13 protein-coding genes are annotated in these 15,109 nt (G+C 38.5%); 8 read left to right on the forward strand and 5 right to left on the reverse strand.

Annotated features, from left to right (window positions below; genetic code table 11):
* The first annotated feature begins 180 nt into the window (after nt 1–180).
* The 5 genes from WKU33_RS11365 (at nt 181) to WKU33_RS11385 (ending at nt 4,292) form a co-directional block, all read left to right on the forward strand.
* Nucleotides 181–786, forward strand: a complete 606-nt coding sequence (locus WKU33_RS11365; RefSeq protein WP_336252632.1) for an NADPH-dependent FMN reductase — start codon at nt 181–183, stop codon at nt 784–786.
* A gap of 17 nt (nt 787–803) precedes the next feature.
* Nucleotides 804–1,991, forward strand: coding sequence for an NAD(P)H-dependent oxidoreductase (locus tag WKU33_RS11370; RefSeq protein ID WP_336252631.1), 1,188 nt, complete (start codon nt 804–806; stop codon nt 1,989–1,991).
* 80 nt (nt 1,992–2,071) lie between these two features.
* A complete protein-coding gene (locus WKU33_RS11375; protein ID WP_156856995.1) occupies nt 2,072–2,998 on the forward strand; it encodes an FAD:protein FMN transferase in 927 nt (308 codons plus the stop codon).
* Nucleotides 2,999–3,063: 65 nt separating this feature from the next.
* Nucleotides 3,064–3,216, forward strand: coding sequence for a small acid-soluble spore protein P (locus WKU33_RS11380; protein ID WP_156856994.1), 153 nt, complete (start codon nt 3,064–3,066; stop codon nt 3,214–3,216).
* A gap of 422 nt (nt 3,217–3,638) precedes the next feature.
* On the forward strand, nt 3,639–4,292 hold the full coding sequence (locus WKU33_RS11385; protein WP_336252630.1) for a reverse transcriptase-like protein: 654 nt from the start codon (nt 3,639–3,641) through the stop codon (nt 4,290–4,292).
* A gap of 52 nt (nt 4,293–4,344) precedes the next feature.
* Here the strand turns inward: WKU33_RS11385 and WKU33_RS11390 are convergent, their stop codons facing one another.
* A complete protein-coding gene (locus WKU33_RS11390; RefSeq protein ID WP_336252629.1) occupies nt 4,345–6,027 on the reverse strand; it encodes a DUF2207 domain-containing protein in 1,683 nt (560 codons plus the stop codon).
* 225 nt (nt 6,028–6,252) lie between these two features.
* On the opposite strand from WKU33_RS11390, the gene WKU33_RS11395 reads away from it, so the two are divergent.
* The gene (locus WKU33_RS11395) at nt 6,253–7,956 is read left to right on the forward strand and encodes a methyl-accepting chemotaxis protein (protein ID WP_336252628.1); all 1,704 of its coding nucleotides are present in this window, start codon (nt 6,253–6,255) and stop codon (nt 7,954–7,956) included.
* A 133-nt stretch (nt 7,957–8,089) separates the two neighbouring features.
* Here the strand turns inward: WKU33_RS11395 and WKU33_RS11400 are convergent, their stop codons facing one another.
* The 4 genes from WKU33_RS11400 to shc form a co-directional block, all read right to left on the reverse strand.
* Entirely contained in the window at nt 8,090–8,578 is a 489-nt protein-coding gene (locus WKU33_RS11400; RefSeq protein WP_336252655.1) for a pyridoxamine 5'-phosphate oxidase family protein, read from the reverse strand.
* Between the two features lie 128 nt (nt 8,579–8,706).
* The gene (locus WKU33_RS11405; protein ID WP_188858585.1) at nt 8,707–9,297 is read right to left on the reverse strand and encodes a hypothetical protein; all 591 of its coding nucleotides are present in this window, start codon (nt 9,295–9,297) and stop codon (nt 8,707–8,709) included.
* Nucleotides 9,298–9,658: 361 nt separating this feature from the next.
* Nucleotides 9,659–9,967, reverse strand: coding sequence for a hypothetical protein (locus WKU33_RS11410; protein ID WP_188858587.1), 309 nt, complete (start codon nt 9,965–9,967; stop codon nt 9,659–9,661).
* A gap of 753 nt (nt 9,968–10,720) precedes the next feature.
* Nucleotides 10,721–12,592 carry a squalene--hopene cyclase gene (shc, locus tag WKU33_RS11415; protein WP_445321700.1) on the reverse strand — a complete coding sequence of 624 codons (1,872 nt, stop codon included), beginning with the start codon at nt 12,590–12,592 and terminating at the stop codon, nt 10,721–10,723.
* Between the two features lie 182 nt (nt 12,593–12,774).
* Between shc and WKU33_RS11420 the strand changes: the two genes are divergently transcribed.
* Nucleotides 12,775–13,920, forward strand: a complete 1,146-nt coding sequence (locus tag WKU33_RS11420) for a DUF2515 domain-containing protein (RefSeq protein ID WP_232334432.1) — start codon at nt 12,775–12,777, stop codon at nt 13,918–13,920.
* Between the two features lies 1 nt (nt 13,921).
* Nucleotides 13,922–14,323 carry a CBO0543 family protein gene (locus WKU33_RS11425; RefSeq protein ID WP_156856987.1) on the forward strand — a complete coding sequence of 134 codons (402 nt, stop codon included), beginning with the start codon at nt 13,922–13,924 and terminating at the stop codon, nt 14,321–14,323.
* Nucleotides 14,324–15,109 lie beyond the last annotated feature (786 nt).

Raw genomic sequence — 15,109 nt, forward strand, 5'->3', positions numbered from 1 at the left:
TTTACTCTTACCCTTTATTGTTCGAATGGGAGTGGGGTCTTCGGTAATTGCTATGTTTACGATAGGTAAGCGTAGGGTAATTATCTTAAGAGATAAAGTATCCTGCTATCATTAATTTTCTGAAAAAAATATCTTATTCGAACTGTTGTAGTGTATAAAATATGAGAAGGGAGCAATAACATGATGAATCTAATCGGAATAGTTGGAACGAACTCAGACCAATCCACGAATCGTCAATTACTAGAATTTATGCAAAAACATTTTGCTGAAAAAGCGAACATTGAACTTTATGAAATTAAAAATTTGCCTGCATTTAATAAACCTAGAGACACCACAGCACCACCTGAAGTGCAGGATCTTTCGGATAAAATTAAGGAAGCGGATGGGGTTATCATCAGCACACCAGAGTATAATCACTCTGTCCCAGCTATTTTAAAAAGCGCATTGGAATGGTTATCTTATACGACTCAACCACTTATTGATAAACCGGTCATGATTACTGGAGCATCATACGGTCGCCTGGGTTCTTCCCGTGCCCAGTCACACTTGAGACAAATTCTTGATGCACCGGAATTGAAAGCACGTATTATGCCAAGTTCTGAGTTTCTGGTTGGCCTATCTTTACAAGCTTTTGATGAGGATGGCAAGCTTGCCGATCCAAACAAAGTACAGGAACTAGAAGAAATCTTTAATGAATTTATCCAATTTGTAGATATTACAAAGCAATTAGTTAAAGCGAATCCTAATAAAAACAAATCCAAAAGTTTTTCTTGGGAGAAGAATTAATCCAGGGAGGTATATAGATGAAAATCGTTGGAATCGTCGGATCAAATGCTGAATTTTCATATAACCGTTTATTATTAAATTTTATCGCTAAAAATTTTAAAAACTTAGTTGATGTTGAAGTGCTCGATATTGATGAAGTTCCGATGTTTAATCAATCGGATGATCAAACGAACAGTGAACCGATTCAATATTTAAACAAAAAGATAGTTGAGGCGGACGGAGTTATTATTGCGACACCAGAGTATAATCATTCGATACCTTCTGCATTACAAAGTGTTCTTGAATGGTTATCCTTTAAAATACATCCCCTTGATGGAAAACCAGTCATGATTGTAGGAGCTTCCTATGACGTTCAAGGGTCTTCCCGCTCCCAGCTTCATCTGCGCCAAATCCTTGACGCCCCGGGTGTGAATGCTGTCGTCATGCCAGGTAACGAATTCCTGCTTGGCGAGGTGCATCAAGCTTTTGATGAAGATGAGAATTTGAAAGATGCTAGCACCGTTCAATTCCTTGAGAGTTGTATTAAGAAATTTATTCGTTTCATTAATGTAGTAACGATTATCGACTCACCCGAGGGAATGAAAGATGTATCGAGTACAGAGGATTTATATGCTACAGGGAAAATCGATACAACAATTGAAGGCGTCGATATGGAAGCGGAAGATTGGGTCGAGCAGGCTGCTGAAGCGGTGGGAGCAGTTGAAGGTGATACGTACGTGAAATTGGACCGAGGAATTTTAACCGTTAATCAGTTGAATTACTTTCTAAAATCTATGCCGGCTGAATTAACGTACGCAGATAGCAATAACCAATTCCTGTATTATAACCGCATGTATGAAGCGGAAGACATGTTAGCATCCCGTACACCGGCACAGGTTGGTAATCCACTAGCTAAGTGTCACCCGGAAAGAACCTATAGCGGAGTTGCGTGGGTCATTCAGCAACTACGTAAAGGAAAAGAAGATGTCGTCCGAGCGCATGTTCCAACCCATGGACCAGATAAGTTCGTTGTGCACAGCTATCAGGCCGTTCGGGATGAAGAGGGAAATTATCTTGGAATTAATGAATATGTCCAAGATATCAAACCGATTATTGACTGGTACTTGCAGCAAACCGGACAACAATTAACCGGTGGCGATGTTGATGCAGTCTCCGGAGCTACAGAAAAAGTAGATACGGTATCGGGAGCAACCGCTCAAGATTAATAATTAAGGGAAACACAGGGGAAAGAGGTCTCTATGGCCTCTTTTTTCGAATTTTCACGTGGAAGGATGAGGTTTGCCGAATGAAAACTCGTGAAATACATATGATGGGTACGATTATTCAATTATCGGTTCAGCATAAATACGCGGATTTTGTCTTAGATGAATTGATTATTCGCCTCGAGGAATTTAATAAACGTTTCAGTGCCCATGACCCGGACTCAGAATTAATGCAGATTAATAAAAACGCTGGAATCATGCCAGTGAATGTCCACCCTCAGTTATACGAACTAATTAAAATTGGAAAACTACATAGCACGCCTGCAGACAGTTCTTTAAATATTGCAATTGGTCCGCTTGTTGAAGCATGGCGCATTGGTTTTGGCGGTACAGAAGTTCCAGCAGATAAAGAGATTCAAGCTTTACTTCCTAAAACGGATCCGATGAATATTATTCTTAATGATGCGGAACATACCGTGTTTTTAAAAGAACCCGGAATGTTCATTGATTTGGGTGCGCTAGCAAAAGGCTTTATAGCGGATCTATTGATAAATGATATTGAAACGCTGGAAGTGACAGCGGCCATCATTAATCTGGGCGGGAATGTCCTCACCTATGGAAAATCACCAAATCAGCCAGATGGATTCTTTCGCATTGGAATTCAGCATCCATTCGAGGCGCGTGGAAATCATATCGCGATTGTTAAAGCATTCAATCAATCCGTCGTTACTTCTGGCATCTACGAAAGAAAATTAACCTTGAATAATAAGACTTACCACCATATTTTAGATCGGCACACAGGTTATCCGATTGAAACTGAAATTGCTGGCTTGACTGTTGTATCCAAACGTTCAGTCGATGGTGAAATTTGGACAAGCCGTTTATTCGGGAAGTCGGCTGAGGCAACAATTGCTGCTTTAGAAGCAGTAGAAGATGTCACGGGAATAGTCATTACAAAAAACGGAGAGCTTCATTATTCCGAATCGCTCCAGCCATATTTGGTTATTTAGATGTTCCAAGAATAAATGTATCCCTTCCGTCAAAAGCTATCCCTATAAGGAAGGAGGACACAATCATGACATCAAGACCAAAAGGACCGAAACAAAATAAAAATCCAGATCTGCCGCAAAGTCCAGTTCAGCCTTATGGGGAACCTTTATCCGGCTCGAAAAAGACAAAAAAAGCGAATCATTCCAGACAAAATTATAATCCGCATCATGGATTATAATAGATGATGATCAGTTCGAAAGAGAATGTATCTTATCACTTGAGTGGAAATTATTTAGTGTGCTTTGGTTGATTAGAGTGCTTCCTACTTCTGAATAGAGATTATTTAGTTTACTTCAAATTGATTAGAGTACTTCTAAACACTCGAGCAGAAATTATTCACCTTGCTTTGTTAGAATAGAGCGCTTCTCATCGCTTGAGCAGAAAATTATTTCCTTACTCCGTTTGAATAGAGCACTTCTAATCGTTCGGGCGTAAATTTTTTACTTTATTTTAGTTGAATAGGGTACTTCTCATCGCTTGAGCGTAAATAATTTACCTTACTTCGGTTGATTAAAGTGCTTCTAACCAGAAAGCTCTTACTCAATTCAGCCGTTTAAATGCTTTTATCATCAAAGAAATAGACAAGGGGAGGGGTTCATCTTGCAAGTTAGAATAGAAATAACTTACCGGACGAAAAATGGGGCTGAAGCGGAGTTTAGTTCTGATTACATGGAGGCAGAACCTGCCCTTGTCATCGCTCGCGATCTCGAGAAAACGGGGAGAATGAAACAATTAACAATTATTGATACGTACGATGTAAGTTGGACGTTAAAACAGTTAACGAAATTTATGGAAAAGGTTAAAACAGAACCCCATGATATCGTCGTTTATTTTGATGGCGGATTTGACCAGAATACACAGAAAGCCGGATTAGGTTGCGCAATTTACTATAAACAGGATGAAAAATCATATCGAATTAGAAGAAATGCTTTAGTAGAAGGTTTAATCAGCAATAATGAAGCCGAATATGCAGCACTTCATCTTGGACTGAAGGAATTAGAACTGTTAGGCGTCCATCATTTACCAATTACGTTCGTGGGAGACTCCCTTGTCGTTATTAATCAACTTAATGATGAGTGGCCGTGTTATGAAGCCGAATTATCAAAGTGGTTGGACCGGATTGAAGCAAAAACGGAGAAACTCGGAATTGCGCCAATCTATGAAAGTGTTTCACGTAAAAAGAACCGCGAGGCAGATCAATTGGCGACACAAGCTTTACAAGGAGTTGAAATTACGAGTCACTCGGAGCAGTAAATAAAAAAAGGGATCATGCATCCCTTTTTCTTTACGTCCATCAATTTGCCTTTTAAAAAGCGCCCGATCCTCCGCCGCCACCGCCAACTCCAGTACCTGAACTTGATGAAGAATTTACTGACTGGGCTACAGTCCTTGTCGCCGAACTAAAACTTGTATTCGCGGTAGATGAAAGTGTCAGTAACGCTAATAAGTTGGCAGTTGAATCAGGTTGTCCGACGGCATTACTTTCAATAAAGTATTTATTTTTCTCCTGAAGTTTCTTATCCTTCAGTCCAGCGGAGAAAATGAGCGCGCGTTCTTTATCATCTTTAGGTAACGTGTACCAGCTACTTGATTGTAGATCATTAAAGTCTTCTTTAAATTGTTGCCATTGCAAGCTAATAAGTTGCCCCTTGACAGTTCGCGTTTGGAACACAAGGACAAACAAGAGAAGGCCGCCTAGAACAATGAGATTAAAAACAAGCCACATATATAATTCATGGACACCGAATAATATGATGAGTGAAAGTAATAAAAGACTGATTAGCCCCGTAATCCAGCGGGGTTTTATATGCTTATTGAGCAGTCGATGTGACTTTATTTCTTCCTTTAATAATTGCTTATACTCTACTAGAGCCTTATAAAACGTCTCCTGATTTGTCGTCTTCTTCGTATATTTTTCCAGCTGGTCAAAGGAAAATATGCGATTTTCCCCAATCTTTTTAAACAAGAGATCCATAATCAATGTTTCATGCTCAAGGTCCGTATTCTCATGAACAAGATAAAAAGTATCATTTTCCCTCTGCTCAATATTCCCTTTCCTTACTAAATCCATCATTGCCGCTGTCAGCATATCCCCATGCTCTGCTACCTGATTACGGAAATAAAGAATCGTTGCGGGCATACTCATCATTTCCTTTGGAACTAAGGAAACCTTATGATATTGGTGCTCGGCTTCACGCTTCGCCATTTCTTCCTTTCTTCCGCCATAAACTAAGAGGAGGAGTAAATATAAGCCAAATACTGTTGTTACATAAGGTGCAAGATTTCTAAGTGTTTCTTGACGAGCGAGAAAAGCTGCTTCCTTATCGGCTAGTTTTTGTTCTTCACGCATCATTTCATCCCGCATGGTTCCATCGTGCATCGGTGCGGCAGAAAATAAAGCGTTATCGTATGCTACACGTATATCCCCATTCTTCCCGCTATCCACAAGGCCCATCTTGAAGACAACTGTCCCATCACTATCGATGTTTTCCGTTTTATAAGCTTCATCCAATCCATATGCTATAACATCTGTCGTCATCTTAGGTGGATGAATCGTAACGGTGAAATTTTCATAATCGCTCTCATTGCTTGTATCAAAAAATGGCCAGTAAAATTGTGCCATATCTTCAAAAACTTCGACACCATCCTCGATCAAATAAGAAAGTTCAATCGTAACCGTCTCATTTTTCCCGCTTCTAAATACCTTGTACGTGTCATCGTCTCGTTCAACTTCTAAGCTAGTCCCATTTTCACTAGCTGCAAAATCCGTAATGGAAGTACCTTTTTTCGGAATAAGGCTACGGGTGATTCCATTGAACTTCCCATCAAATTCATACGTATGGAATTCTGTCACTTTGACATTTCCATCCTCCAACAGGTAAGCATCAATATCTGTTTCATTAATTGTAAAGTCGACCGCTAGTGCATGGAGCGGGAACAGTGAAACCCCAACTAATATTGCCAGAAAAAGAGTAACTAACCTTTTCATGTAAACCCCTCACTTTCTTAAAAGTAATACGAAAGAACAACCGAAAAAGATTCACTGGGACGTGGGGTCAGAGCATCTGTCCCAGTTTTTTGCCTTCATAATAACGTAATACGAATAGAGTACATTTATTAATAAAAGCTTAATATCTCCGGCATATTGGACGATATGAAATAAGGAGGACTATTTATTTCTGCTACAATCCAAAATGAAGATAGGAGTGCTTGAATGAAAAAGATTTCAGGGTTACTTAACTTTAAAAAACTTAAAACAAAGGTGTTATTTGGTTTTTCTATTATTATGTTATTAGTTGTCCTTTTAAGTGGATTCACTATTTACTCGATTAACTCCGTAAATAACGATTTGGATATCGTGTTGGATAGGGAAATAGAATTAATGATTGCTGATGAAGGCTTGGCAAAAAACATGCTGAACCGAACAAGGTTGATTCAGGGTTATATTTTGTTCGGTAATGAAGCGTATAAAGAAGCGTTCGAAGCGGGACTAGAAGAGAGTATTGCATTAGAAAATCGGGCAGCAGAGCTAAGTAGTTCAGCGGAATTAGAATCATTACTTGAAAGAAAAATAGAGTGGGGTTACCTAACAGACGAGATAATTGAGGCTTATGAAAAAGGAAATGTAGATGAGGCAGGAGTTATTTTAGAAACATCACTTGAACCGCTTGGGGGAGAATTAATCGATGGATTTGGAAATCTGGCAGAGGCTGCAGAACAAAGAATTCAAGTGATTGGTGAAGAGATCCAACAAAATGTAAATACACTTATGACTTTTGGTATTGTTATTTCTTTGGCGGTGATTGTTCTAGGGATTACAATCGCAATGTTTACCGCGCAGATGATTACCAATCCAATTCAAACCGTAATGAAACGAATGAAATTAATAGCTTCTGGTCATTTGAATAATGAGCGGTTGACCGTGGATATGCGAGACGAAATTGGACAATTGGTGTCGGCGGCAAATGATATGAATGATAATATGCGGGATATTATGGTGAAAATTACGGACGTCTCCCATACGGTTTCAGCACATAGTGAAGAACTCACGCAATCTGCTTATGAGGTGCGTTCAGGTACGGAGCAAATCACTAGTACAATGGAAGAATTGGCGTCAGGAGCGGAAACACAAGCCTATCAATCCGGTGATTTGTCCAATATGATGTCTAATTTTACAGAGCAGATTGAAGAAGTAAATCGTAACGCAGCACATGTGCAAAAAGAATCGAATCAAGTGTTAGAAATGACGAATGAAGGATCCGTGCTAATGGATTCATCAACGAATCAGATGGAAAGTATTGATGCAATGGTACAAGCGACAGTGAAAAAAGTGGAAGGATTAGATGAACAAACGCAAGAAATTTCTAAGTTGGTCACAGTTATACAAGATATTGCCGCTCAGACGAATTTATTAGCGTTAAACGCTGCAATTGAGGCGGCAAGAGCTGGTGAAAATGGACGTGGATTTGCAGTAGTCGCTGATGAAGTCGGCAAACTTGCTGCACAGGTAGGTAGTTCAGTAACAGATATATCAGGGATTGTCCATAATATACAAACTGAATTCAGTGAAGTGACAACTGAATTAAATCAAGGTTATGAAGAAGTGAAGGAAGGAACCATTCAAATTCAAAATACGGGAGAGAAATTTACAAGTATTCGTGAATCTGTAACGGATATGGTTGGCAATATGCAGAAGATCTCAGATAACGTTTCGGAATTTGCAGCGAGCAGCCAGAAAATGAATTCCTCTATACAAGAAATTGCAGCTGTCTCTGAAGAATCTGCCGCAGGAATTGAGCAAACATCTGCATCAGCGGAACAAACAAGCAGCTCCATGGAAGAAGTAGCCAAGAGTGCAACAGAACTAGCCCGATTAGCAGAGAACCTAAATGAATTAGTAAATCAATTCCAAGTTTAACGTGATCGGGACACGGGGTCAGAGTAAATGTCCCACTTTTGTTCTGCGTAACGAATAACATAATCTACACTACATTTTAAGCAAGATAACACTAAAAATAGGTTGTCCCTTTAGTAGACAACCCATTTTTATGTTATTTATCCAATTCAATCGTTTCGTTCACATGTGTCGATTCAGCATTTTTCCCTGTCATGCGTTTATAGAGAAAAGCGATTCTTTTCGTGAAGTTCCCGGTTTCCCAATATTCAGCTGCTTCAGCTTTTACCTTTATCAAGACAATGTCAGGGTTATCATAAGAGGTTTGCAAAACTTTCTCGTATGCTTTACTCCACAATTCCTTTTTCTTGTCTAAATCCTCAACAATCTCAGCTCTCCCTCGCACCGAGACATAAGATTTGCCTGCATAAGCAACATTCACTTCTTGATCATGTAAAATTTCCTTATATTTATCCGTTTCTTTTTTAGTGAAGAACCATAAGTCCCCATCAAACTCTACTTCTTGCGTTTTCATAGGGCGTGAAATAAGTCCTTCTTCGGTTAATGTCGTCAACATCGCCGTATCTACGCCTTTGATTAGTTCTCTTAATGTCTCGATTTCTTCTTGTTTCATCATTTTAGAAATTTCTCTCACCTCATTTCTGCTTCTATCGTTATATATTTCCCTTAGACCATTGAGATATGCAATGGCTAACATCAATATAAAAAGACTGTCCGCATTACCGCAAACAATCTTTGTCCTTCATTTCTCCTCTAGTTTATGTACAAGTTCATTACATCTGTATTGTCTAATTGATCCCATTTAATTTGGTTCAGTAATAGTTGGTAGCCGTGACCCAAATAGTGTTCTACTTCAAATTCCAATACAGCTTTCTCCGTTAAACTATACTGTTGCAAAACGCCATTTACTGTATAGTCATCTATAATTTGTGCGTAATAGATTTCAGCATAAGGGCGCAAATTTGGTGCTTTTTCCAAAATCACTTCTTGGTCCAACAAAGCATGGGAAACATGTCTGATAATATTCTTTTCATGTATGAGTAAAGCTCCGATTGGATGTGGGAACTGATTAACGATTGTTTCTGGTAAAGATTGTAAGGCATTTACAGCTGCTGGGTCACCTTGTTTGTAGTTTTCCAGGAAAGTATGTAAGGAAAGATGCACCGCAGCTAGATTAAAATTAACCGCTAAGTCATGTTGTTTTTTTAAATAAAAGGCTTGTGCTATTGATTGCAATAAATTAACAGATATTCCTTTTTCATTAATAATCTGTTGATAATAATCAATCGCCAAGTCAAATTTTCTTTCACGTTGTGCCTGTACTGCTAATTCAAAAGTACTCATTATATCAGCTCCATAAAAAAATAAATTAAAATGCATCCTTTCCATTTTAATTAGTAATGTTCTATATGTCCATCTAAAGTTCTTCAGGGATTGAGTCAAGTACTTGTAGGAGTTTTTTAAGTCCCTTATTTTATAGTATTATCCTTCAGCTCTATGTTGGCGTTATCAAGCCTAGATCCCTTTAATAAATTATGTTTATAGGGGTATATTTCCCATTACACTCTTTCTTAATCAATCGGATATGTCGAGGCTCGATTGATTGAAGAAGTCAATAGAAAACTAGAAGACTATCTGTATTTCGCAGACAGTCTTCTATCATACAATGTAGGGGAATATTTTTCTTCAAAAAACCGAATCATTATTATTCCACTGAATCGGATTCCTCATCAGCACCAAATCCAGGATCCTCGGTTTCCGAATCCTCATCTGGCTCAGTGTTTGAATCCTCAGCATCGTCTAGGTCTGATCCAGGTTCTGAACCGGAAGCAGGTTCCTCTTCATCCGTTTCCGTATCCAGTCCCGGGTCTGTTTCTCCCGTATCTGGGGTCGTCTCCGTTTCAGGTGGATTCTCCATGATTTCATCTTGATCTTCCGTTTCTCCTGAACAAGCAGCTAATGTTGCCGCGATTCCAATTGAAAGTACACCTGCAAGAACTTTTTTGATTTTCATAATTGGACCTCCTCATAATTTTTATCTCCCTTATAGAATAACGGAAAAATGTAACAAAACTGTGGAATACAGTTAACAAACAGTTATCACTATTATGTCAAAAATAGATAATGCTGGTAGACAACAAACACTGGTATACCATGCTTTTCTAAAAAAATCAGCAACATTAGTTAATAATTCATTCATCTTCTTGTAAAAAAGGGGAAGGATAACAAATATTTGGAGGGGGAGAAATAAGAAATAATGCTGTTTCCAGTTGGATTAATTTTGTAATTCGTAAGCACAAGGTACTCTAATTCGTATTTTATTGATTTTTATTTAATCTTTACCGTATTTCTCCATACGCATGTCCCGGTCATAAGGTGTTATTGCTGCAACTAGCGAAAAGGGAGAGCTTTCCTCTTAAGCAGAATCCACGACGATATTCATTTCGATAAATATGTATGTAAAAAGGATTTGTTTTAAAAACAAATCCTTTAGGAGTGAGAAAGGTTAAATGGAAGGGCGGTTTGGACCATTAAGTTTTTTATCACCTTTAATAGCAGTAGATTTTTCTCTCTGCTGCTGACGTTCTTGCTTCTGGATTTCTTTGCTTTTGTCCATGATAAAAACCTCCTTTACATATAGTGTGTCTAATTTTATGGAAATGATTTATATTTTCGCTAGCAGAGTAGATTACTGTATCATAAAGTGAAATTTCATTCAGCGGGGGTTTCCTTCCCCGCAGAATGTTAGTTGAACAAAATAAGGAATTTACAGACCGTTAATGCGTGATAAAAACTTATTCCGATAATTACTCAACGCTAACAAAGGAAAAATATATCGATAGCTATGGTAATGAATGTAAAATCCTCCTGCCATTCCTTGTCCTTTTGGATAGGCCGCTGTCCAATCTTTTTTGTCAGAATGATCCAGTAAAAATTTTACCCCTGCCTGAATTTCGGGTGTCACGTTGTCTGATGCGGCAATGAGCGCATCCAATGCCCAGGCCGTATCGGTTAATGTGCTGACTGTAAGCGGGATATAAGTTTGGTGGATATCGCTATAACAAGATTCTCCCCATCCCCCATCTTCATTTTGAATATTTTTGAGCCATTTCAGCGCCTTTTGAATGGAAGAATGTTCGGAACGGACACCAGTCGAGATCAAACCGGTAATGGCAGCCCATGTTCCGTAAATATAACAGATTCCCCATCTGCCATACCAGGATCCATCTTTTTCTTGATCACGTTTCAGCCAGTTCACTCCATTTTTTATTGCGGGGTGCTCGATCGGCAAGTTTGTGAAATTACCTAAATACTCCATCGTTCTTCCGGTTAAGTCGGCGGTAGAAGGGTCCGCAAATAAGTATTTAGCCCCTTCGATGGGAATATAGCTAACGATTTTTTTATCCACATTTTTTTCAAATGCAGCCCAGCCACCATCATGATTCTGCATGGAAAAAATCCACTTGTTCCCCCTATCCCAAGCTTGTCGATACACGGGGTCGTTACGTGCCAAGCGGCTAATAGACCGTAAGGAGGCAGTTGTATCGTCTATATCTGGATGCATCGTATTCTGATCAGCAAACCCCCATCCACCCGGGTTACTGAAAGGATTATGGATTACCCAGTCACCGTAACGGCCATGCTGGCGTGAAAGTAAATAGTTGTTTGCTTGCTGAATCATGGAATCATCCCACGGGACACCAGCACGTTGCAGGGCATAACTGATTAAAGATGTATTCCAGACGTTTGCTGTTGTATATTGCATATGTGTATGGCCATCAATTTTGCAAGCCATCCCTTTTAATCCTTCTACTGCTTTTGTGATTACGGGATAATCTCTAGGATATCCAAGAGCTAATAGGGAAAATATCATCAGAAAGGTGGAACTAAAGAAATTATATAAAGTTCCGTCAGCCTCAATTCTGTCCAGTATATATTTTTTCGCTTGTTGCAGGGCGATTGAATGAATGGAAGCGGGGAGTCCAATGATATTTTTGATTCCTTGGTGAATAAATGAAGAGAAGGAACGCCAATCTTCTGAGCGATAAAGGAAGAACTCGTTGTTTTCTTTACTTTCTCTTGAAAGAAATAAATGGGAAAGGTCGGGGCTCCGTTGTGTTTTCAACGAGAATTTTTGATCGGCTAGGATTAACATTGGAGCAAGGTTTGTTCTTCCATAAACGGAAAAATCATAGAAGTTAATCGGGAAGGATAATGGTAAAAGAATAAATTCGATTGGAATCGGAAAAAACGCAGGCCATTTATATTGGCCGGTTAAGGAGAGCATGAATTTGGCCATCATATGACTTTTTTCAATTCCGCCCCATTCGAGAATCCTTCTTCTTGCAGCAATTAGTTCCTTATCTGTCTGATCACGGTAACCGGAATACAATAGTGCATAATAGGCTTCAACGGTAGCAGTCAGATTGCCGTCGATCTCATCATAAAAGAGTTTCCAGGCCCCGTTTTTCTCCTGCCTGCTGAGTATCCGCTCGACTAAAGCTTGAATGAGTTCTTCATCATTCATTTCTAGGGTGCGCAGTAAAATAATCATATAGGCATCCGTAGAGACACCTGTCTCAAAGGGATAATCCCAGGATCCATCAGAGGATTGATCTTTTCTTAATGCGGTGATCATGCGATTGATCCTGTCCGTTACTTTACTTTTCACCGTTTCACCTCCAAACAACAATATCATTTTATTCGAGCGCCATGATAAACATACCAAAAACCTAAGGAACAATTCACTTCTTATTAACTAATCATCATTTATTCCAATCCATTTCCATAACATGATTAGTAAAGAGGTGATGCTCCATCATTCCGTGTTTAAAAAAGAAAATAGCGAGCCAAACGATTCCTGCCGAACTAATCGCGATAAAAAAGGAATTAATGAAGAAGCGGCGGCCGAAGATCCAGGAAAATCAATTAAGTGAAGGGGAACATCATTTAATCGAATACATTCGTCATGAAACGAAAAAAAGAAATGTAAATAACGTGACAAGAACGAATGCTTACCTCGCTTATTATCAAAGGTTTCCTGAAATTCATTGGGCTTTCCTCGGGCATATGGTTTCGAGGAATGGTGGATGGAATATGACCGATTTGAAAGGAAGTCTCTTAACTAGGATTTTATCCTCCGAGGAGCAGAAGGAGTTTTTTAGCTTTTTAGAGCGGGGTAATTGGTTAATTTTTCAAGACATTTACCCGCAATTGATACTTTATGAAGAAAGTATAAAAAGAAACACGAATCTATTTCACCTTTTACCATGGTTTCATGTCTCTTTTTTCATGAGCGTGATCTGGAATTACTTTTATCGAAAAAGAGATCGTTACCTGCTGACGATAGCACTTATTATTAATGAACAAAGCTACCTGGAGAAAAGAGTCATTCAGAATCCGTATTATCAATCCACCGTACTGGAAACACTTCAATTCAAGCTGCAAGAATTCCTTGATTTAAATCAAATTATATTTCCCTTCATTGATAGCAAGGAGACTAAAATTATCGGTCAAACGATTCATAAATTTGCCTCTTTACATGAACGGATATTATTGGGAAAACGCTTGTATCAATTACTTTTTGATCCGAAACATTACGTATCGATTTATCAGTGGGCAAATGTTCAACCCCACACGGGTTCGAGAAAAGACTTTTGGCCACATTTATTTAATGATGTAGATGGATCTGTTCCCGGGAGTTCGTATCAGAAAAGAATAAAAGACTGCCAGATTCGGAAAAACGCCCCCAAATTATATAGCCCTATTTTAAAATATGCGTGGGAGGATATGGAACAGAAAGAAGCGGAAAAGGGAGACTGGTACTCGGATTGGAACGTCATTGATTATTTAAAGAAGGACATGTCTAAAGAAAGTGGAGATATTTATCATGAGTATTGTAAAACACTGGAGAAAATCGAATTCTCCATCCTCGCAAAAGAGGCCATTTTACCGAAGAAATCTTAGATTGAAGTCTTATTTATCTACTGCTATTCTCGTCTCTTTAATTGGAACGTATTTAGATCTTTTGTTGGTGGGGGCAGGTCTCTATTTCTTTCCGAAGCGTCTGTTTTCAGAGATATTTACCATTAATATTTTATTTACGATTTGTATCCTGCCTTTATGTACCTTTATCATTATTTTCATTCTAAAGAGGATTCATCCATTACTTCGATATTTTTTCCTATTTATTTGCAGCTTGTTTGCCTACATAGCAGAGCAAACGGCAGAACAGTTTGGCTTATTTATTCATTCTCCTGACTGGAAACATGAATTTTCCCTGATTGGTTACTTTCTCTTCCTTATTGTTATTTGGAGATTTTATTGCTGGCTGGAGAAAGGGGAGAGGGAGGGGTATTCTAAAATGTAAGGTGAAGAGATGAATATATGGCTTTATTTGCAAGTGAAAATTAGGCTATTTTAATTGAAGTTGGCAATTTTATATGAGGAGAAAGGGAAGTGACGTGGAGAGCAATAGAGGAGGTAAAGGAGGGGCTGGATCTGAAATAATGCTGTCTCAATCGTTTCTGTTAACTATTGAGGAGACATCATAATATTTATTTACTGTTCAGTTCGTTCAGGTTTTCTTTTCAAATACTATTGTTTGGTTGCTTTCAATGAGATTAAGTAAAAAAGGAAAGAATTCAGTTTGGAATTCCTCAATGAGAAAATATTGATACAGTTGAAGGATTTAATAAAGAAATCGACTGAAGGTATAAAGAAAACCTTGCCCAGCATGGCGGGATACGTAAAGTTACCGCGTGCTGGGCAATAAGGAAGCTGACATTGTCACGGCCGGAAATAGTGTGGACGACTTTAAGCCGGTGAGGTTATACTTGCTCCATATTAATTGTGATAGTAATAATAAGATGTAAATAATCGGTAGTAAAAATTAATGTTGCTTTCGTGGTTTGTACATGTTATATTAATCATCCGCCACAAAAACTAGAATAAATCTAAATTAAAAAAATGGTTGACTAAAAGTTTGATAGTGTGGTATATTATTTCTTGTCGCTTTTAACAGAGTGGCAATGTCAAGGAAATAATGAAAAAGTTATTGACTTGATAGTTTTCGTTTGATACAATGTAAAAGTTGCCGTTTGAAGAAGTGGCGAGAACATTTGCTCTTTGAAAACTGAACAAAACAACCAGTATG

Source organism: Oceanobacillus sp. HCA-5259, assembly GCF_037892815.1.
Classification (GTDB): Bacteria; Bacillota; Bacilli; order Bacillales; family Amphibacillaceae; genus Oceanobacillus; species Oceanobacillus indicireducens.